The 17,612-nt window shown below is 66.4% G+C and carries 14 protein-coding genes and 1 riboswitch; of the genes, 2 read left to right on the forward strand and 12 right to left on the reverse strand.

Annotated features, from left to right (window positions below; all coding sequences use genetic code 11):
• The first annotated feature begins 66 nt into the window (after nt 1–66).
• Together ACZ52D_RS03160 and ACZ52D_RS03165 are read left to right on the forward strand one after the other, a co-directional pair.
• On the forward strand, nt 67–600 hold the full coding sequence (locus ACZ52D_RS03160; RefSeq protein ID WP_417474128.1) for an SH3 domain-containing protein: 534 nt from the start codon (nt 67–69) through the stop codon (nt 598–600).
• A gap of 292 nt (nt 601–892) precedes the next feature.
• Nucleotides 893–3,106, forward strand: a complete 2,214-nt coding sequence (locus tag ACZ52D_RS03165; protein WP_222455215.1) for an NADP-dependent isocitrate dehydrogenase — start codon at nt 893–895, stop codon at nt 3,104–3,106.
• A 112-nt stretch (nt 3,107–3,218) separates the two neighbouring features.
• Here ACZ52D_RS03165 and ACZ52D_RS03170 read toward each other — a convergent pair whose 3' ends face one another.
• The 12 genes from ACZ52D_RS03170 to bioB form a co-directional block, all read right to left on the reverse strand.
• Entirely contained in the window at nt 3,219–5,126 is a 1,908-nt protein-coding gene (locus ACZ52D_RS03170; RefSeq protein ID WP_464442523.1) for a methyl-accepting chemotaxis protein, read from the reverse strand.
• Nucleotides 5,127–5,339: 213 nt separating this feature from the next.
• Nucleotides 5,340–5,864 (reverse strand): DUF2478 domain-containing protein, encoded by a 525-nt coding sequence (locus tag ACZ52D_RS03175; protein WP_417474131.1) that lies wholly within the window; start codon nt 5,862–5,864, stop codon nt 5,340–5,342.
• Nucleotides 5,865–6,020: 156 nt separating this feature from the next.
• Nucleotides 6,021–8,057 (reverse strand): ABC transporter permease, encoded by a 2,037-nt coding sequence (locus ACZ52D_RS03180; RefSeq protein ID WP_464442524.1) that lies wholly within the window; start codon nt 8,055–8,057, stop codon nt 6,021–6,023.
• A complete protein-coding gene (locus ACZ52D_RS03185; protein WP_464442525.1) occupies nt 8,054–9,106 on the reverse strand; it encodes a quaternary amine ABC transporter ATP-binding protein in 1,053 nt (350 codons plus the stop codon). Before ACZ52D_RS03185 ends, ACZ52D_RS03180 begins: the two co-directional genes overlap by 4 nt.
• Nucleotides 9,107–9,116: 10 nt before the next feature.
• Nucleotides 9,117–10,082: an ABC transporter substrate-binding protein gene (locus ACZ52D_RS03190; RefSeq protein WP_369926930.1), complete on the reverse strand. Its 966-nt coding sequence runs from the start codon at nt 10,080–10,082 to the stop codon at nt 9,117–9,119.
• Between the two features lie 342 nt (nt 10,083–10,424).
• Nucleotides 10,425–11,390 carry an ABC transporter substrate-binding protein gene (locus ACZ52D_RS03195; RefSeq protein ID WP_464442526.1) on the reverse strand — a complete coding sequence of 322 codons (966 nt, stop codon included), beginning with the start codon at nt 11,388–11,390 and terminating at the stop codon, nt 10,425–10,427.
• Between the two features lie 181 nt (nt 11,391–11,571).
• The gene (locus tag ACZ52D_RS03200; protein ID WP_464442527.1) at nt 11,572–12,357 is read right to left on the reverse strand and encodes a methyltransferase domain-containing protein; all 786 of its coding nucleotides are present in this window, start codon (nt 12,355–12,357) and stop codon (nt 11,572–11,574) included.
• The gene (locus ACZ52D_RS03205; RefSeq protein ID WP_464442528.1) at nt 12,354–12,965 is read right to left on the reverse strand and encodes a pimeloyl-ACP methyl esterase BioG family protein; all 612 of its coding nucleotides are present in this window, start codon (nt 12,963–12,965) and stop codon (nt 12,354–12,356) included. Before ACZ52D_RS03205 ends, ACZ52D_RS03200 begins: the two co-directional genes overlap by 4 nt.
• 90 nt (nt 12,966–13,055) lie before the next feature.
• Complete coding sequence (gene bioA / locus ACZ52D_RS03210; RefSeq protein WP_464442529.1) at nt 13,056–14,354, reverse strand: adenosylmethionine--8-amino-7-oxononanoate transaminase; 1,299 nt, start codon at nt 14,352–14,354, stop codon at nt 13,056–13,058.
• Nucleotides 14,351–15,064: a dethiobiotin synthase gene (gene bioD, locus ACZ52D_RS03215; RefSeq protein WP_222455225.1), complete on the reverse strand. Its 714-nt coding sequence runs from the start codon at nt 15,062–15,064 to the stop codon at nt 14,351–14,353. Before bioD ends, bioA begins: the two co-directional genes overlap by 4 nt.
• Nucleotides 15,061–16,200 (reverse strand): 8-amino-7-oxononanoate synthase, encoded by a 1,140-nt coding sequence (locus ACZ52D_RS03220; RefSeq protein WP_464442530.1) that lies wholly within the window; start codon nt 16,198–16,200, stop codon nt 15,061–15,063. The genes bioD and ACZ52D_RS03220 overlap by 4 nt, the downstream gene beginning before the upstream one ends.
• Nucleotides 16,200–17,177, reverse strand: a complete 978-nt coding sequence (gene bioB, locus ACZ52D_RS03225; RefSeq protein WP_369926916.1) for a biotin synthase BioB — start codon at nt 17,175–17,177, stop codon at nt 16,200–16,202. The genes ACZ52D_RS03220 and bioB overlap by 1 nt, the downstream gene beginning before the upstream one ends.
• A 209-nt stretch (nt 17,178–17,386) precedes the next feature.
• Nucleotides 17,387–17,515, forward strand: a riboswitch (TPP riboswitch).
• The last annotated feature ends 97 nt before the right edge of the window (nt 17,516–17,612 follow it).

Consider the following 17,612-nt stretch of genomic DNA (forward strand, 5'->3'; position numbering starts at 1 on the left):
CTGGACGGGAAAAATCCTTCCTTTGGCAAACGGTCAGACCTAAAGCGGGCATCAACGGCAGTACGAATGACAAAGGCAGACAGAAGCGTGACATTTGTGGCAGGGTTTGCGCGCCGCCTGGCGGCGGCGGTCATCGCGGTGACAGTGGCAGGCGCCGCCTGCGCCGCCGAGACCCGTGGCCCGGTCACCAACCTGCCGCTGCCCCGTTTCGTGTCGATGAAGGCCGCGAAGGGCAACGTGCGCCGGGGTCCGTCGCTGAGCCACAAGATCGATTGGGTGTTCAAGCGCCGCGGCATGCCGCTGAAGATCACCGCCGAATATGGCCATTGGCGCCGGGTGCAGGATCGCGACGGCTTTGGCGGCTGGGTGCACTATGCCCTGCTGTCCGGGGTGCGCACGGTGCTGGTCGAAGAAGACATGCTGACCGTGCACACCCGCCCCGACAGCAAGGCGCCGGTCAGCGCGGCTTTTGAACTGGGTGTGGTGGCACGGCTGGGCGAATGCCAGCCCGACTGGTGCGAAATCTCGGCCGGTGGCTACAGCGGCTGGGCTCCCAAGAAGAAGCTCTGGGGTGTCGCCCCGGATGAGCTGCGCGACTGACCGCGGGGAAGCCCGGCGGGCGCGCAGGGCGCCCGGTCAGACCGCCCCCTGCCCTCGCCTTGGTGGTGCCGGGACACGTCCGCCGCGGCAATCCGCGCGCAGGCCGCATGCGCCAAACCATTGCACCCGCAGCAATGGTGATTTACATGGGTGGCACATCCATGGCTGCCAAGGCCGGTCCGGGCCCCCTTTCCGGCCCCCGCCGCGGTGGCACGGCATTTCTCTGATCGGCGCGGTCGCCCGCGCTGGCGTCATCATCAAACCTCCGAACTTCGCTGAAAGGTTGTGGAACATGGCAGAAAACTCAAAGCCCGACGTATTGTATACCATTGTAGACGAAGCGCCCGAACTGGCCTCGGCATCCTTCCTGCCGATCATCCGCAAGTTCGCCTCTGCCGCCGGTGTGACCGTCGGCACCAAGGACATTTCGCTGGCCGGGCGCATCATTGCCGCCTTCCCGGAGAACCTGACCGAAGAGCAGCGCCAGAACGATGACCTGGCCGAGCTGGGCCAGCTGGTGAAGACCCCGGACGCCAATGTCATCAAGCTGCCCAACATCTCTGCTTCGGTGCCGCAGCTGACCGCCGCGATCAAGGAACTGCAGGGCCAGGGCTATGACATCCCGGACTACCCCGAAGAGCCGAAGACCGACGCCGAGAAGGACATCCGTGCGCGCTACGATGCCATCAAGGGCTCGGCGGTGAACCCGGTTCTGCGCGAAGGCAACTCTGACCGTCGCGCTGCCAAGGCGGTGAAGAACTTTGCCCAGAACAACCCGCATTCGATGGGGGAATGGAGCGCCGACAGCAAGACCAAGGTCTCGTCGATGCCGGGCAACGATTTCTACGCCAACGAGAAATCCGCCACCATCACCGCCGCGCAGGCCGGTAACGCGAAGATCGAATTCGTGGCCAAGGACGGCGCCGTCACCGTGCTGAAGGACAGCTGGCCGCTGGAAGAAGGCACCGTTGCCGATGCCACCTTCATGTCCGCCCGCGCGCTGGATGCCTTCCTCGCCGAGGCGATCGAGGACACCAAGTCCGATGGCACCATGTTCTCGCTGCACCTGAAGGCGACGATGATGAAGGTCTCCGACCCGATCATCTTCGGCCACGCCGTCAAGGCCTGGCTGGCACCGGTGTTCGAGAAATACGGCAGCGAGCTGGAAGCACTGGGCGTGAACCCCAACTCCGGCTTGGGTGACCTGCTGGAACGCGTCAAGGGCAATGCCGAGATCATGGCCGCCATCGACGCGGTGCGCGCCGAGCGTCCCGACATGTACATGGTCGACAGCGACAAGGGCATCACCAACCTGCACGTGCCCTCCGACGTCATCATCGACGCCTCGATGCCCGCGGTGATCCGCGCCGGCGGCAAGGGCTGGGATCAGGACGGCAACAAGGGCGACACCAACTGCGTGATCCCCGACCGCTGCTATGCATCCGTCTACGACGAGACCATCAACTTCTTCAAAGCCAACGGCGCGCTGGACGTGACCACCGCCGGTGCGGTCGCCAACGTCGGCCTGATGGCCCAGAAGGCCGAGGAATACGGCTCGCATCCGACCACCTTCGAGGCGCCCGCAGACGGCACCATCCGCATCGTGCTGGCCAATGGTGAGACGCTGCACTCGCACGACGTGGAAGCCGGTGACATCTGGCGCTCCTGCACCGTGAAGAAAGCCCCGATCGAGAACTGGATCCAGCTGGCGATGGACCGTCAGCGCCTGACCGGCTCCGAGGCGATCTTCTGGCTGGACGCAAACCGCGCCCATGACGCCGAGCTGATCAAATACGTCAAACCGGCGCTGGAAGCCGCGGGCGTGGCCGACAAGTTCAAGATCCTGGCACCGCGTGAAGCCACCCGTCAGTCGCTGGAGACCATCACCGCGGGCAAGGACAGCATCGCCATCACCGGCAACGTGCTGCGTGACTACCTGACCGACCTGTTCCCGATCCTGGAGCTGGGCACCAGCGCCAAGATGCTGTCGATCGTGAAGCTGATGAACGGCGGCGGCCTGTTCGAGACCGGGGCCGGAGGCTCGGCCCCGAAACACGTGCAGCAGCTGGTCGAGGAAAACCACCTGCGCTGGGATTCGATGGGCGAATTCTGCGCGCTGGGGGAATCGCTGAAGTTCCTGGCCGACAGCAAGGGCAACAAGAAGGCCGGCGTGCTGGGCGCGGCGGCAGAGGAAGCGACCCAAGGCATCCTCGACAACAACCGTTCGCCCTCGCGCAAGGTCGGCCAGCCCGACAACCGCGACAGCCACTACTGGTTCGCCCGTTACTGGGCCGAGGCGCTGGCGAAGCAGGAAGACGATGCCGAGCTGGCGGCGCATTTCGCGCCGATCGCCAAGGAACTGGCTGACAAGGAAGCACAGATCCTGGCCGAGCTGGCCGCGGCGCAGGGCGCTCCGGCGGACATCGGTGGCTACTACCACCCCAGCGTCGAGCTGAAGGCCAAGGTCATGCGCCCCTCGGCGACCCTGAACGCCATCATCGACTGATCGACGCGGCAGCTGCCGCAGCCCAAAACAGGAAAACGCCCGGAGCCATGCTCCGGGCGTTTTTATTGGCGCCGTCGCGGTCCCCCGGCGATGGTGCCGGGGGCAACCGGGATCAGAAGTCCTGCCACATGTCGCGGGCAGCGTTGCCCTGCGCCACCGGGGCGGCAGCGGGCGCCGAGGCCAGCTCCACGTCCCAGTCGTCATCGCCGTGGGCGGTGGGCACGACCGGGGCGGCAGGTGCCGCCGCGCGGGGTGCCGCCGGGGCCGCGGTCGCCGCGGAGTTGCCGCCCGGGATCTTGAAGTGGGCAACCATCTCGGACAGCTTGGTAGCGTCGGTTTTCAGCATGTGGCCGGCCGCGGTGGCCTCTTCCACCATGGCGGCGTTCTGCTGGGTCACCTGATCCAGCTGGGTCACACCGGTGTTGATCTCGTTCAGGCCAGTGGACTGCTCGGCCGCGCCTTCGGCAATGCCGGACACCAGCTGCGAGATGTGGCTCACCTGCGAGACGATGCTCTGCAGCGCCTCGCCTGCCTTGCCGACCAGATCCACGCCGCGCTCGACCTGCTGCGAGCTGTTGCCGATCAGGGTCTTGATCTCCATCGCCGCATCCGAGGAGCGCTGCGCCAGGGCACGCACTTCGGAGGCCACGACCGCAAAGCCACGACCGGCTTCGCCCGCGCGGGCCGCCTCGACACCGGCGTTCAGCGCCAGGAGGTTGGTCTGGAAGGCGATGTCGTCGATCACGCTGATGATCTGGCTGATGTGGGCCGAGGACTGTTCGATCTCTGTCATCGCGGCCACGGCGCTCTGCACCACCTCGCCACTGGTGCGAGCCTCTTCCTTGGCCTCTTCCATGGTGGCTTCGACGCTGCGGGCGCCTTCGGCGGCGGATTTCACGCTCGCGGTCAGCTCGTCAAGGGCAGCGGCGGTCTGCTCCAGCGTCGCCGCCTGGCTCTCGGTGCGATGCGACAGGTCGTCGGATGCCTGGCTGATTTCCTCGGCGCCGTTGCGGATGCTGGCGGCGGCGGCGACAACCTGTTCCACGGTGCCGCTGAGAGTGCGCGCGGTAGTGTTGAAGTCCTTGCGCAGCTGTTCGTATTCCTCGGGGAAGCTTTCGGTGATCTGCGCTGTCAGGTCGCCCTGGGACAGCACGGACAGCTTGCCGCGCAGGGTATCCACCACCCGGCTGCGCACGCGGTCCAGTTCCTTTTGCTCCTCCTCCAGCTCACGCTGGCGAATCAGCGCGGTGCGGAACACGTCGAGCGTGCGGGCGATCTCTCCCAGTTCGCTGCGGGCTTCGGTCGACGGGATCTCGCTTTCGGTGTCACCATCGGCCATCGCCTGCATGCGATCCTTCAGCGCGCCAAGCGGGCCGGTCACGCCACGGGTCACGAAGAAGGCACCAATCGACAGCAGCAGCAAGCTGACCGCCATCACGGCAATCGCCTGATTGCGCATGGTGGCTACTTCGGCTTCGATGTCGGAAACATAGGCGCCGGTGCCGATGATCCAGCCCCAGGGCTTGAACGCCTGCACATAGCCGATCTTGGCTTCCATCACGTCAGAGTTGGGCTTCTTAAAGTAATAGGTCAGATCGCCCGCGCCTTTGCTGGCAGCGATCTTTTCCAGCTCGACAAAGACGTTCATGCCTTTGACGTCCTTGTAGCCCGCCTGGTTGGTGCCGACCCAATCGGGCACAACAGGGTGAGCCTGTACGGTGATGTCATGGTCAAACACGAAGACATAGCCCGCGTCACCGAAGCGCAGCGCAGTCAGGCGCTCGCGGCCGATGTCACGCGCCTCCTCCGGGGTGAAGCGGCCATCCGCCACCCCCTGTTCGAGGTCATGCAACAGGCTGATCGCCGCATCGGTGACATTGTGCAGCTCGGCCTTGCGCATGGCGTAGGCGTTTTGGGTAACCTGGGTCAAGATCAGGACTGTCAGCCCCGCGGTCATCACAAGGGCGAGCAGCGCGAGCGCGTAGATCCGCACAGGTAAGCGGTACATGAAAGCTGGCATTATTACAGGGTCCTTTTATTGGGCCATTTGCCAAAGCTTTAGTGCCAGCTTCCTAAAAAAGTCCTAGCCTCGGTATTCCATTTAAAATTGCTCTGATTTTACGGTGCATTTTCGACGGAAAGCGGCCACGGCAACGGCCGCCGCAGACCCATCTCCGGGCGGTGAGGCTGTCCTTGGATCGTCGTGGTTGGTCCGTCGCCGGGAACGGCGCGGTCAGTCGTTGGCCGATTCGTGCACGGCGGCAACCGCCCAGGCCTCGAGCGCGTCGAGGTCCGGTTCGGCAGCCGTCGCCAGCCCGTCGGCGAAGGCCTGAAAGGGGGCGACGTTCAGCCGGTTCACACCGGACAGCACCGGGATGCCCCTTGCCAGCGCCTCGGCAATCACTGGCCGCATGCCACGCCCGTCGGCCTCGTGCTTGCCGAATTTGTTCACGATCATCAATTGCGGCAGCGGATCAGATTGCAACGCCGCCGAGACCTGCCCCACCGCGCGCTCCAGCGCCTCTGGGTTGAGGCGGCAACCGCGCGATCCGGCCCCCAGCGACTGCGAGATGCGGATCGTTTCGCCATCCGGCAGCACCCGCACATCCATGTCGCACAATTCGCTGTCGTGGCACTCCACGTTGGTCTGCACGATGCCGCCCAGACGGATGCCGCGAGCCTGCAGGCGGTCGGCCAGGGCGCTCAGCAAACGGTCGGTGGCGCCGCGTTCCTCGGTCATCACGTAGGCGAGTTGCATGGGTCGTATTCTCCGGTGTCGTGCTGTCCCATAGGTGGGGATATGGCCGTCAGGGTCAAGCCCGGATGGCCGCGAAACATCGGCGGGCAACCACCTGAAGACAGGAAAGGGCACCGCGGGGGTGCCCTCTCTGTTGGTCGGCAAGGTCCGAACGGGTCAGAGCCCCAGCGCGCGGCGACGGTCCTCGGCAAAGCCCTGCACGATGCGGTCGGCAATCAGCGCGAGAATCGCCATCGCCGCCCCGGCAGAAATGCCCAAGCCCACATCCGCCTTGCCCAGCGCCAGGTAGATCGACTGGCCGAGGCCGGTGGTGCCGATCAGCGCCGCGATCACCAGCATCGCAAAGGCATAGAGGATGGTCTGGTTCAGCCCCAACAGAATCGACGGCGCCGCATAGGGCGCGCGCACGTCGCGCAGCATCTGCCAGCGGGTCGCGCCCGAGGCGGTTGCCGCCTCGATCATCTCGGCAGGGGTCTCGGTCAGCCCGTGGCGGGTGTAGCGGATCATCGGCACGATGGCATAGGCGATGATCGCGAGGAAGGCCGAGAACTCGCCGATCTGGAACACCATCAGTACCGGGATCAGGAAGACGAACAGCGGGATCGTCTGCAGCATGTCGCAGACCGGGCGCACCACGCGCCACACGGTGGGCGACAGGGCCGAGGCCAGCCCGATGCCGCCGCCCAGCAGCGTGCAGGCAAAGACCGCCGCGCCCGACAGGTACAGGGACAACAGCGCGCGCTCCCACAGGCCGGAGACCAGGATGGTGGTGAGCAGTACAACGGTCAGCAGCGCCAGCCCGCGCCCCGCCGCGACCCAGGCCAGCGCGCCCGCCCCCGCCAGCACGAAGGGCCAGGGCAACTGCGAAATCCCGGTCTCGAGCATGCCCGCCGCGATCAAGATCATCAGCCCCAGCGCCAGATGGCCGCGCCAGGCGCAGAGCAGGCCGAGGACGGCACCGGCGGCGAACAGAGCCGCGCTCATCGCGGGGGTCCAGGCAAAGCCCCAGGTAAAGGGCAGCACCGCCTGATCCAGCCCGATGCGCAGCGGCAGCAGGACGTAGAACATCACGTTGTTCTTCAGCGCCGTCAGCGCCGCGGCATTGGCGGTGGTGAAGGCCGACAGCCCGGCATCGACACGATCCGCCACCGGGTTGAACAGGGTGTAATCCTCGGCCGAGCCAAGACTGCCCCAGAACACCGCACTCACCAGCACGCCCAGCGCCAAAATGCCCCAGGCCACGCGCGGATCATGGCGCTGGCGGCGGTCTTCGGTCAGGGTGCCGCTCATCCGGTCGATCAGGATGGCGAAGATCACGATCACCAGACCTGCCAGCAGGCTCTGGCCGAACTGTGCCTTGCGCATGGTCAGGAGCACCTCCCAGCCGATGTCGTCAAAGCCGCCGATCACCGCGGCAATGATCACCATCGACAGCGCCGCCATCAGGCATTGGTTGACGCCAACCATGATCTGGCGGCCGGCCGAGGGGATCTCGCATTGAAACAGCTGCTGCAGGCGGGTGCCGCCGGACATGACGGCGGCTTCCTTGATCTCGGGCTCGACGCGTTGCAGCCCCAGCAGCACATTGCGCGCCATCGGCGGCGCCGCATAGATGGCCGAGGCGATCAGCCCCACCACCGGACCAAAGCCGAACAGCACCAGCAAGGGCGTAAGGTACGCGAAGGTCGGCACCGTCTGCATCACGTCCAGCGTGGCCTGCACCGGGCCGCGGATGCGGGGGTATTCATTGGCGAGGATACCGATGCCGCCGCCGATCAGCAGCGCCAACGGCACGGAGACCGCAACCAGTGCCAGCGTGTTCATGCCCTCGGACCAGTAGCCCGACGCCAGCACGAACCCCAGCCCGACAAGGGCCATCAGCGCCATGCGCAGCCCGCCCAACATCCAGCCCAGCGCGGTGGCGGCGGCGATCAGCAGCGGCCAGGGGGTCTGTTTCAGGGCGGCACTGGCGGCCTCCATCGGGTAGAACAGCAACGCCGAGAACGCCCGCGCGGCGGGTTTGATCAGCAGCAGAAACCATTCCACCCCTGCCCCGACCCAATCGGTCGCGGGCAGCACCCAGGCCTTGGGGAATTGCACCAGCCACGGCGCCACGCCCTCCAGCAGCAGGCACAGCGCGCCGACTATGGCGGCCAGCAGCGCGGCCTGCGCGCCCTTGGTCAGCTGGGTCATGGCTGCTCCACCTGCAGCGCGGCGGCGAGATCGGCGGGGTTCACCACGCCCACCAGCTGGCCGTCTGGTGCGCGCACCGGCACTGGTTCATACAGCTCCATGCAGCGGGCCAGAGCCGCGTCCAGCGTCATGTCCTGGCGCAGGCCGGGATCGTCGGGGCCATGCGCCAGCCCGTCGCCGGTCTGCATGACCGAGGCCACGCGGGCGTGCTGCCCCTTGGCCACATCGCGGGAGAATTCACGTACGTAATCATCGGCCGGGCGCAGCACGATATCGGCGGGGGTGCCGATCTGCACGATCTTGCCATCGCGCATGATGGCAATGCGATCGGCCAGCTTCAGGGCTTCGTTGATGTCATGGGTGATGAAGACGATGGTGGTCTTCAGCTTGGCCTGAATTTCCAGGAACTCGTCCTGCAGCTGCCGCCGGATCAGCGGGTCCAGCGCCGAGAAGGGTTCGTCCAGGAACCAGACCGAGCAATCCGCCACCAGCGAGCGGGCGATGCCGACGCGCTGGCGCTGGCCGCCGGACAGCTCGCGCGGGTAATGGCGTTCGCGGCCGCCGAGGCCGACGAGGTCGATGACCTCCTGCGCCTTGGCCATGCGCTGGCTTTTCTTCATGCCTTGCACCCGCAGGGGATAGGCGACGTTTTCGGCCACGGTCATATGCGGGAACAGGCCGAAATGCTGGAACACCATGCCCAGCTTCTTGCGGCGCAGTTCGATCAGCCGTTTGGGGCTGGCCTCGACGATGTTCTCGCCGTCGATACGGATCTCGCCGCCGGTGGCGTGCAGCAGATGCGAGATGCAGCGGATCAGGGTGGATTTGCCAGAGCCGGACAGGCCCATGATCACGAACAGCTCCCCCTCCTGCACCTCAAAGGAAGCGTCCTGCACCGCGGGCACCAATCCGCGGGCGCGCAGATCATCCGCGGCGGCCTGCGGGCTGTCATGCTGCGACAGCGCCTGCTTCAGGGCGCTGTCGACGTTCTTGCCAAACACCTGCCAGACATTCTGGCAGGTGATGGCGGGCGTATCGGAGCCGCTCACAGGCATCGGCTCAGTTGGTGGCGGCGTCGACTACCGGGCGCCATTTGTCCTCGTTGGCGGCCATCCAATCGGCAACGACCTGTTCGACCTTGCCGCCGTCCACGTCGATCGCGCCCATCATCGGCTGCTGGTCTTCCACCGCCAGGGTGTAGTTCGCGAGGATTTCATAGGCGGCGGGCCAGGTTTCTTCCATGCCGGACCAGGCAGCCTTGAAAATGCGCGAAGGCGCAAAGTCGCAGTCGTTCACCGCGTTGGGGTTCGGCCCCCAGGCGGGATCGGAGAAACAGGCGTCCTCGCCCGGCGGCAGGTCGACGAATTTGACGTCATAGGCCGACATCGCCCAATGCGGCTGCCAGAAGGTGATCAGCAGCGGCGTCTTGCGCTCGGTCGCGGCGCGCAGCTCGACGATCAGCGCCGCCTCCGACCCTGCGGGCACGGCCTTGAACGGCAGCTCCAGGGCCGCCATGCGGTCGGCACCGGGCGTGCCCCAGTCGGCGGGGTAGTCCACCAGGCGGCCCTGCGGCAGGGTTTCGGCGGTGGCAAACTGCATCGCGCAGTCGCGCAGCGCTTCCCAGGCCGGCAGGCCGGGGCAAAGCTCAGCCACATGCGCCGGGTAGGCGATGCCTTCGCGGGCGTTCAGCTCCAGATCGCCCAGTTCGACCACGGTGCCTTCCTCGACCTTCTTGGCGTATTCGTCGGAAACGTTGGAGGACCAGATTTCCAGCGTTGCGTGGATGTCGCCGTCGGCAATGGCCTGGAACTGGTTCAGCATGCCGGCCGAGACGTATTCCACCTCATAGCCCGCGGCCTTCAGCATCTCGCCCGCGATATGGGTGGTCACGTGCTGGCCAGTCCATTCGTTCAGCGCCAGCTTGATCGGCTTGGAGGTGTCGCCCAGCTCCGCGGCCGAGGCCAGACCAGCGGCCACGGTCATGGAGGCGGCGCCCAACGCCAACGCATATCCCTTGAAGTTCATCCTGATACTCCCTGTCATGTGTGTGCGCCGCCGAAGGCCCGGCTGTGGCGCTGTTTTTGGAACCCGGTGGTTCGTGGCACGGGTCTGCGTGTGGAACGGGTCCACGTAAACCGCCGCGTGCCGATGAGACCGAGTGTGGCGGGTGATACTGCAAGTATTTGAACCTATTACGGCGCTTTGTCGAGCAAATGCGGCACGAAAGGCAAAACTTCCTGAACGAGAGATCAGCTTTTTAACTTGTGAAACAAGTTTTTCCCGTCCCCGGAACAAGTGTGCCCCCGCCGATGGCAGGGGCACAATCGCGGCACCGCGCGGATCAGAACCGCGCCGGCGTGTCGGGTATCAGCTGCGGCCGGCGCCCAGCGCGGCTTCGACGATCGGCATCCATTTGGCCCGGTTCACCGCCAGCCAGCCGCGCGCCGCGCCCTGCACGGTTTCGCCGCGCACGTCGACAAGGGCAATCAGCGGCTGCTGGTCCCAGATGCTGAGCTGGAACTGTTTCAGGATCTCATGCGCGGCGGGCCAGCGCTGCTGCAGGCCCGGCCAGGCGGCCTTGACCACGCCGCCGCGGTAGAAATCGCAGTCGCCGGTGGCTTTGGGGTTCGGCCCCCAGGCGGGATCGCTGTGGCAAGCCGGTTCGGGTTTCGGCAGGCGGACGAACTGCAGCGCGTAGGAGGACATCGCCCAATGCGGCGCCCAGAAGGTCGAGATCACCGGACGGCGGTCCTTGTAGGCCTGCTGGAAGGTCTCGATCATCGCCGCCTCGCTGTCGGCGGCCACCACGTCGAACGGCAGCTCCAGCGCCCGGATCCGGTCGGCCCCGGGCGAGCCCCAGGAGGCCGGATAGGACAGGTAGATGCCCCGCTTGCCCTTGCTATCGGCCGAAAAGATGCCCGCACAGTCGCGCAGCGCTTCCCAGTTGGGCAGGCCGGGGCACATCTGCGCCACGTAGGGCGGCACCACGACGCCGTTGCGCGCGTCGAGCCCCATGTCGCCGAGTTCCTCCAGCTGGCCGCTGTCACGCGCCGCGAGATAGGCTTCCGGGCTGCTCGTGGTCCAGATCTCGACCATTGCATGAAAGTCGCCGTCGGCGATTTCCTGGTAGATCGCGGATTGGTCTGCCTCGGCATATTCCACGGTATATCCGGCGTGTTCCAGCATGCCGCCGACGATGTAGGTCGACAGCTGCTGGCCGGTCCAGTTGTTCAGCGACAGGCGGATCGGCGTGCTCCGGTCCCCCATCTCCAGTGCGTTCCCCACCGTTGGCATGGCCAGCGCCAGCGCGGCCACCATTGCCCTGAGCTTCATTGGCGTCACTCCCGTACTGCCAGTCGTCTTGCAGCCACCCGCGAAGGGCGGCGCAGCACCGGAGATAGCAAGCCCGGATTGAGAAAGATTAACGCGCGGCGGGCCGTTGCCCGCAACCGGCCGGAAAAACGATTAAAACTCGTGCCAACCGCGCATTTCCCCGCCGAAACGTCGCAAAGCGTCAGCCTGTCTTGCGCGCCAGCAGCAGCACAGGGTCATAGGTCAGCGGCAGCCGCCCCGCCTGCCCGAAGCGGGCGCGGTAGCGGTCCTCGAAGTCGCGCAGGCGGCGGCGGCTCCAGCCCTGCTGGGCGTGGCCGTTGACACCGGTCTGGCGCAGGTGCTTCAGCAGCGCCATGGCGCCGTCGAAATGCAGCACCTGCGGGGTCTGCTCCAGCGCGTGGATCTCCAGCCCGGCGGGCAGCATGGCGGGCCAGTCCGCCGCATCCAGATAGCTCGGCGCCGCAGCGGCAGAGCCGAGCGCTGCCAGCTCGTGGAACTGGTTGCGGCCGAAACCCGACAAGAGCAGCCAGCCGCCCGGCGCAAGATGGTCCGCGAGCCGCGCCAGCAACCCCGGCAGGTCGGCGATCCACTGCACCGTCGAGGCCGAGGCGACGAGGTCCAGCTGCGCAGGCAGCGGCAGCGTCTCGATCGGCCCGGCCGCGAACCGCGCCCGCGTCGTCCGTGGCAGGACAGAGAGCGCGGCGGAGGCCTCGGGGACCAGATCGTTCAGCAGCAGTCGGCCAAAGTCGAAGCGCTGCGCCAGCTGCTGCGTCAGGTGGCCGGTGCCGCAACCGAATTCCACGGCACTGCCGATTTGCGGCGCAGCCCCGGCCTCGGCCAGCAGCTGCGCCAGCCGGGCCGCGATCCGCGCCTGCACCGAGGCCGCGCGGTGGTAGCTGCCCAGCCCGCGCCGGAAGCTTTGGCGGATGCGGGTCTGATCGGGAATGCGGGCGCCGATGTCCTTCATTGCAGCAGCGCCTCCCAGCTGGAGAACCAGTCGAAGGGTGCATGCGGGGCGTCGATGCTGCGCACCGGCTGGCCTTCCCAGGCGCGGGCCAGGTTGGCGGGCGGAAAGATCTTGTCGGCGGAGCTGATCCAGACGTGGTCGAACGCGACGTGGGGCGCGTCGCCGCGCGCCTCGACGGCCAGCAGTTCAGCCCGGCGGGCAGCCACGTCCAGGGGCTGGTCCGGCTGCGGTGCGCCGAAGACGCGGGTCAGGAACTGCTGGAAACTGGCCGCGTCCAGGGTTTCCACCGTGCGGCGAAAGATGGCCGACGGGATGCCGGTGTTGCGGCTGACCGGAGAGAGGCTGCCATTCACCGCCACCTTGCGGGCGAAGGGATCCGGGCGGGACTGCTGCCAATGGGCGTAAGCCGCCACGCCAAAGGACCAGGCCACGAGGCTGACGCTGTCATAGGCCGACAGGTCCGGCAGTTCGGCCTCAAGCGCGGTGTAGTCGCTGGCAAAGAGGATGTCCTGCGAGCCGGTCAGATGGGCGAAGACCTGTGGCCCGACGGCCCAGCCACCGAAGACCACAATGGCTTCGGACGCCTGCCCGGCGGCACCGCCGGGCATTGCCCGTCCGCCCCCCCGGGCGGGCGATACTCGCCCCCCCGCGGCCGGGCCATGCCCTTGTGCCTGTTTCAGCCAGCGGAAATCCACGGCCTACAGCTCCCGCGCCAGCCGCAGCATGCCTGCGGTGATCTCGCTGAGCTGGTCAGGCGTCGTGATGAAGGGCGGCATGGTATAGATGTTGTGACCGAAGGGGCGCAGGAAGACCCCCATCTCGTGCGCCCGCGCGTGGGCCTCGTCCGCCGACACGCGGTGCTTCATCTCGATCACGCCGATGGCTCCCAGCACCCGCACGTCCGCGACATTGGGCAGGTCACGGGCCGGGGCGAGCTCGGCCCGCAGCTGCTCGGCAATCGCCGCCACCCGCCCGCGCCAGTCCTGCCCGGTCAGGAGATCCAGCGAGGCCTTGGCCGCAGCGCAGGCCAGCGGGTTGCCCATATAGGTCGGCCCGTGCATGAACAGGCCCGGATTGCCGCCACCGATGCCTGTCGCCACGCGGTCGTTGGTCATGGTGCAGGCAAAGGAGATATGGCCGCCGGTCAGCCCCTTGCCAAGACAGATGATGTCGGGCTCGACGCTGCAGAAGCCGGTTGCAAACAGCTCCCCCGTGCGGCCAAAGCCGGTGGCGATCTCGTCGAAGATCAACAAGATGCCCAGCTCATCGCATAGCGCGCGGGCCTGATTGAGGTATTCCGGGTGGTAGAAATACATCCCGCCGGTGCCCTGCACGACGGGCTCCAGGATGAAGGCGGCGATCCTGTCGGCATTGGCCTCCAGCACGGCGCGCAGTTCCCCCAAGCCGTTCTGCGCCGGATCGTCGATCCAGTCCCGGTCCAGCCTGACCGGCGGGCGGGGGACGAAATGCTGCACGCTCAGCGCGCCCTGAAACAGGTGGTGCATGCCGGTGTCGGGGTCGCAGACGCTCATCGCCTTCCAGGTGTCGCCATGATAGCCGGAGCGGATGGTTGCGAACTCCTGCCGCTGCGGCTGGCCGATGGCGTGCTGGTACTGCACCGCCATCTTCATCGCCACCTCGACCGAAACCGAGCCCGAGTCGCAGTAGAAAATGCGGGTCAGGCTGTCCGGCGTGATCGCCAGAAGTTTGCGGCCGAGGTCGATTGCCGGATCATGGGTCAGCCCGCCGAACATTACATGCGGCAGGGTGTCGAGCTGGTCGTGAATGGCCGATGTGATCGCCGGGTTCCTGTGACCGTGCATCATGCACCACCAGGACGACATGGCGTCGATCAGCCGGGTGCCGTCCTCCAGCGTGATATGCACGCCCTCGGCCTCCTTCACCACGAAGGTGGGGCCGGGTTTGGTGACGTTGGTATAGGGGTGCCACAGGTGCTGCTGGTCAAATTGCAGCTGGGTGAGGTCAGAAGCGCTCATGCCGGGTCCTCCTCCGACGCCAGCGCCTCGCGGATCAGGTCGAGGTGGATGTTCTCGGCAAAGGCCTGCGCCAGCGCCGCGGAGCATTCATCGGTGCGCGCAGCACCGGGGCCGCCCGCATCACTGCCCAGCCCCGGCGCGCTGCGCAGGGCTTCGACAAAGGGCAGCCGCCCCAGATGCGCCGCCTTGCCGAACTGGCAGATGGTTTCCTCGACCTCCGGCTCCGGGTTGCCGATGAAGGCAACGCCCACCACCTCGCAGCCCGCATCGCGCAGCGCCTTCAGCGACAAAAGCGTGTGGTTGATGGTGCCGAGCTGGGTGCGTGCACACAGGATCACCGGCGCGCCCCAGCGCGCGATCAGATCCAGATAGAGCTCACGCCGGTTCAGCGGCACCATGAGGCCGCCCGCCCCCTCGGCCACCAGCACACCGTCGGTGTCCGGCAGCTGCAGCGTCCCGGTGTCGATTTCCGCCCCCTCGGCCTCTGCCGACAGATGCGGCGAGGCCGGAAGCTGCAGAAGATAGCCCTCGGGCAGCGCCGGGCGGCCGGACAGGCGAGAGACGATCTGGCTGTCGGTCTCGTCCTCCAGCCCCGATTGCACCGGTTTCCAGTAGGTGGCCTCCAGCGCCTGCACCAGCCCGGCCGAGAAGATGGTCTTGCCGATGCCGGTGTCGGTGCCGGTCACGATCAGCGTGTTTCTGGGCGTCATGAGCGTGCCTCCAGTTCGCGGGCAAGGGTTTCGAACATCGAGGTGATGACCCCTGCCCCGGTATTCAAGGTGATCGACAGCCGCAGCCGCGCGGTGCCGCGGGGCACCGTGGGCGGGCGGATGCCGCGGATGTCATAGCCGTGACCCTGCATCGCCGCGGCCAGCGCCATGGTGCGCTTGTCGTCGCCGATCACCACCGGCAGGATCTGGCTGGCAAAACCGTCCAGCCCGCACAGGCGTTTGGCCTCGCTTTGGGCGTGGGTGATCCCGGCCCAGGCCTGCTCCCGGCGGGTCGGGTTCTGGCGCAGTTCCTGCAGGGCGGCGCGCACGAGGGCGGCGTTCAGCGGTGACGGAGCCGTCGCATAGATGAAGCCGCGCGCCTTGTTGATGAGGGTCTCGATCAGCACCCGCTGGCCGCAGATCAGCGCGCCGGAGGCGCCCAGCGCCTTGCCGCAGGTGTGCAAGGACAGAACGTTCGGGCGGTGCGCGATCTCATGGGCCAGACCGCGGCCCATGTCGCCGAAGACGCCGGTGGAATGGGCCTCGTCGACCACCAGCACCGCACCGGTCGCATCCGCCAGCTCCATCAGCGCGTCCAGCGGGGCGAGATCGCCATCCATGGAATAGACGGCCTCGACTGCGATCCAGACCTGCCCCGCGCCGCCCGACGCACGCCAGTCGCGCAGCACCCGTGCTGCATCGTCTGTGTCACCGTGGGCAAAGCTGCGAGTCTCGGCGCGGCCCAGCCGCATGCCGTCATGGGTGCTGGCGTGGATCAGCGCGTCATAGAGCACCAGATCGCCCTGCTGCGGCAGAGCGGAGAAGATCGCCTGGTTGGCGTTGAAGCCGCCGCCCATGAACAGCGCCGCCTCGGTGCCAAAGAACGCGGCCGCCTCCGCCTCCAGCCGCTGATGCTCGGCGTCGTTGCCGCGCAAGAGGCGGGAACCACCCGCCCCCACCGGCACGCCGCGCGCCAGCGCGTCCGATGCGGCGGCACGCAGCACCTCGCTGCCCGCCAGCCCCAGATAATCGTTGGAGGCAAAATCATGCCCCTCCCGCGGCATCAACTGCCGGTAGCGCCCGCGGTTGCGCAGCGCTTCCAGCGATTTTTCATGCCGTGGAAAGGCGCCCGCCATCAGCGGCTGCCGTCGCAGCCCACGGCCATCGCGGTGATGCCCAGACGGTCGAACAGCTGCTGGTCCTTGTCTTCCTCGGGGTTGTCGGCGGTCAGCAGCGTATCCCCCACGAAGATCGAGTTGGCGCCGGCAAAGAAGCACATCGCCTGCATCTCGTCCGACATGTCGGTGCGGCCTGCGGACAGGCGCACGTGGGACTTGGGCATCAGGATGCGGGCCAGCGCCACCGAGCGGACGAATTCGATCGGGTCCAGCTTCTCGACATTCGCCAGCGGCGTGTCGGCGATCGGGATCAGCATGTTGACCGGCACCGAATCCGGGTGCTGCTCCAGCGTGGCCAGCGCCAGCATCATGTCGATGCGGTCCATCTGCTGCTCGCCCATGCCGACAATGCCGCCCGAACACACCTTGATGCCCGCTTCGCGCACCTTGTTCAGGGTGTCGATCCGGTCCGCAAAGGTGCGCGTGGTGATGATTTCCTTGTAGTAGCGCTCGGAGGTGTCGATGTTGTGGTTGTAGTAATCCAGCCCGGCATCGCGCAGGCGGAACACCTGCTCCTCGTCCAGCATGCCCAGGGTCATGCAGGTTTCCATGCCCAGTTCCTTGACGCCCTTCACCATCGCCTCAAGCGCGGCCATGTCGCGGTCCTTGGGCGAGCGCCAGGCGGCGCCCATGCAGTAACGGGTCGCGCCGCCTTCCTTGGCTTTCTTTGCCTCCGCGATCACCCGCTGCACCTCGATCAGCTTGGAGGCCGAGAGCTGCGCGCCGTTGCGGGCGGACTGCGAGCAATAGGCGCAATCCTCGGCGCAGCCGCCGGTCTTGATGCTCAGGAGCTTGGATTTCTGGACCTGGTTGGGGTCGAAATACTGCCGGTGGACGCTGTGCGCATGGAACAGCAGGTCCATGAAGGGCTTGTTGTAGATCTCTTCCGCTTCTTCGCGGGTCCAGTCGGTCCGGATGGGTGCAGCGTCCAGCATGCTGTCTCCTGTGCTCATGTCCCTGCCATGCGCGGATGGCGTTGCGAAATTTTATAGATAACTTTGCCGCCCCCGATCAAGCGCCAAAGCGGCGGCGCAGCGATTTGCCACGAGGCGGACCGAAAATCCCAACTAACAACCTATTACTGCTATATAAAAATAATCTACAAAAATTCATGTTGACGCCACGGGCGCTGCTCCCTAACCCTAAAGCCACGCAGGGGAGTCCCGCCAAGGGGACTGAGAGGTGGACAGGAACGGCATCAGCCGGGCCGGTGAAGCGACCCTTTGAACCTGACCCAGTTGATACTGGCGTAGGAAGCTAGGCACGCTTGGCCACCGGGGATCGTACAGCCCCGCATGCCGCGCGATGACTGAACAAGGGGGCCGGTACACCCTCTGTTTCCCAGCCAAACCTCATCTGGTGTCTTTTCC

This window comes from Leisingera sp. S2M4, assembly GCF_055398055.1.

Coding starts and splice junctions, on each gene's coding strand:
- ACZ52D_RS03205 (WP_464442528.1), bottom strand. CDS start 12,965: ATGCCCGGCGGTGCCGCCGGGCAGGCGTCCGAAGCCATTGTGGTCTTC.
- bioB (WP_369926916.1), bottom strand. CDS start 17,177: ATGCTGGACGCTGCACCCATCCGGACCGACTGGACCCGCGAAGAAGCG.
- ACZ52D_RS03180 (WP_464442524.1), bottom strand. CDS start 8,057: ATGACCCAGCTGACCAAGGGCGCGCAGGCCGCGCTGCTGGCCGCCATA.
- ACZ52D_RS03220 (WP_464442530.1), bottom strand. CDS start 16,200: ATGGCGGGCGCCTTTCCACGGCATGAAAAATCGCTGGAAGCGCTGCGC.
- ACZ52D_RS03175 (WP_417474131.1), bottom strand. CDS start 5,864: ATGCAACTCGCCTACGTGATGACCGAGGAACGCGGCGCCACCGACCGT.
- ACZ52D_RS03160 (WP_417474128.1), top strand. CDS start 67: ATGACAAAGGCAGACAGAAGCGTGACATTTGTGGCAGGGTTTGCGCGC.
- ACZ52D_RS03165 (WP_222455215.1), top strand. CDS start 893: ATGGCAGAAAACTCAAAGCCCGACGTATTGTATACCATTGTAGACGAA.
- bioA (WP_464442529.1), bottom strand. CDS start 14,354: ATGAGCGCTTCTGACCTCACCCAGCTGCAATTTGACCAGCAGCACCTG.
- ACZ52D_RS03195 (WP_464442526.1), bottom strand. CDS start 11,390: ATGAAGCTCAGGGCAATGGTGGCCGCGCTGGCGCTGGCCATGCCAACG.
- ACZ52D_RS03190 (WP_369926930.1), bottom strand. CDS start 10,082: ATGAACTTCAAGGGATATGCGTTGGCGTTGGGCGCCGCCTCCATGACC.
- bioD (WP_222455225.1), bottom strand. CDS start 15,064: ATGACGCCCAGAAACACGCTGATCGTGACCGGCACCGACACCGGCATC.
- ACZ52D_RS03170 (WP_464442523.1), bottom strand. CDS start 5,126: ATGCCAGCTTTCATGTACCGCTTACCTGTGCGGATCTACGCGCTCGCG.
- ACZ52D_RS03200 (WP_464442527.1), bottom strand. CDS start 12,357: ATGAAGGACATCGGCGCCCGCATTCCCGATCAGACCCGCATCCGCCAA.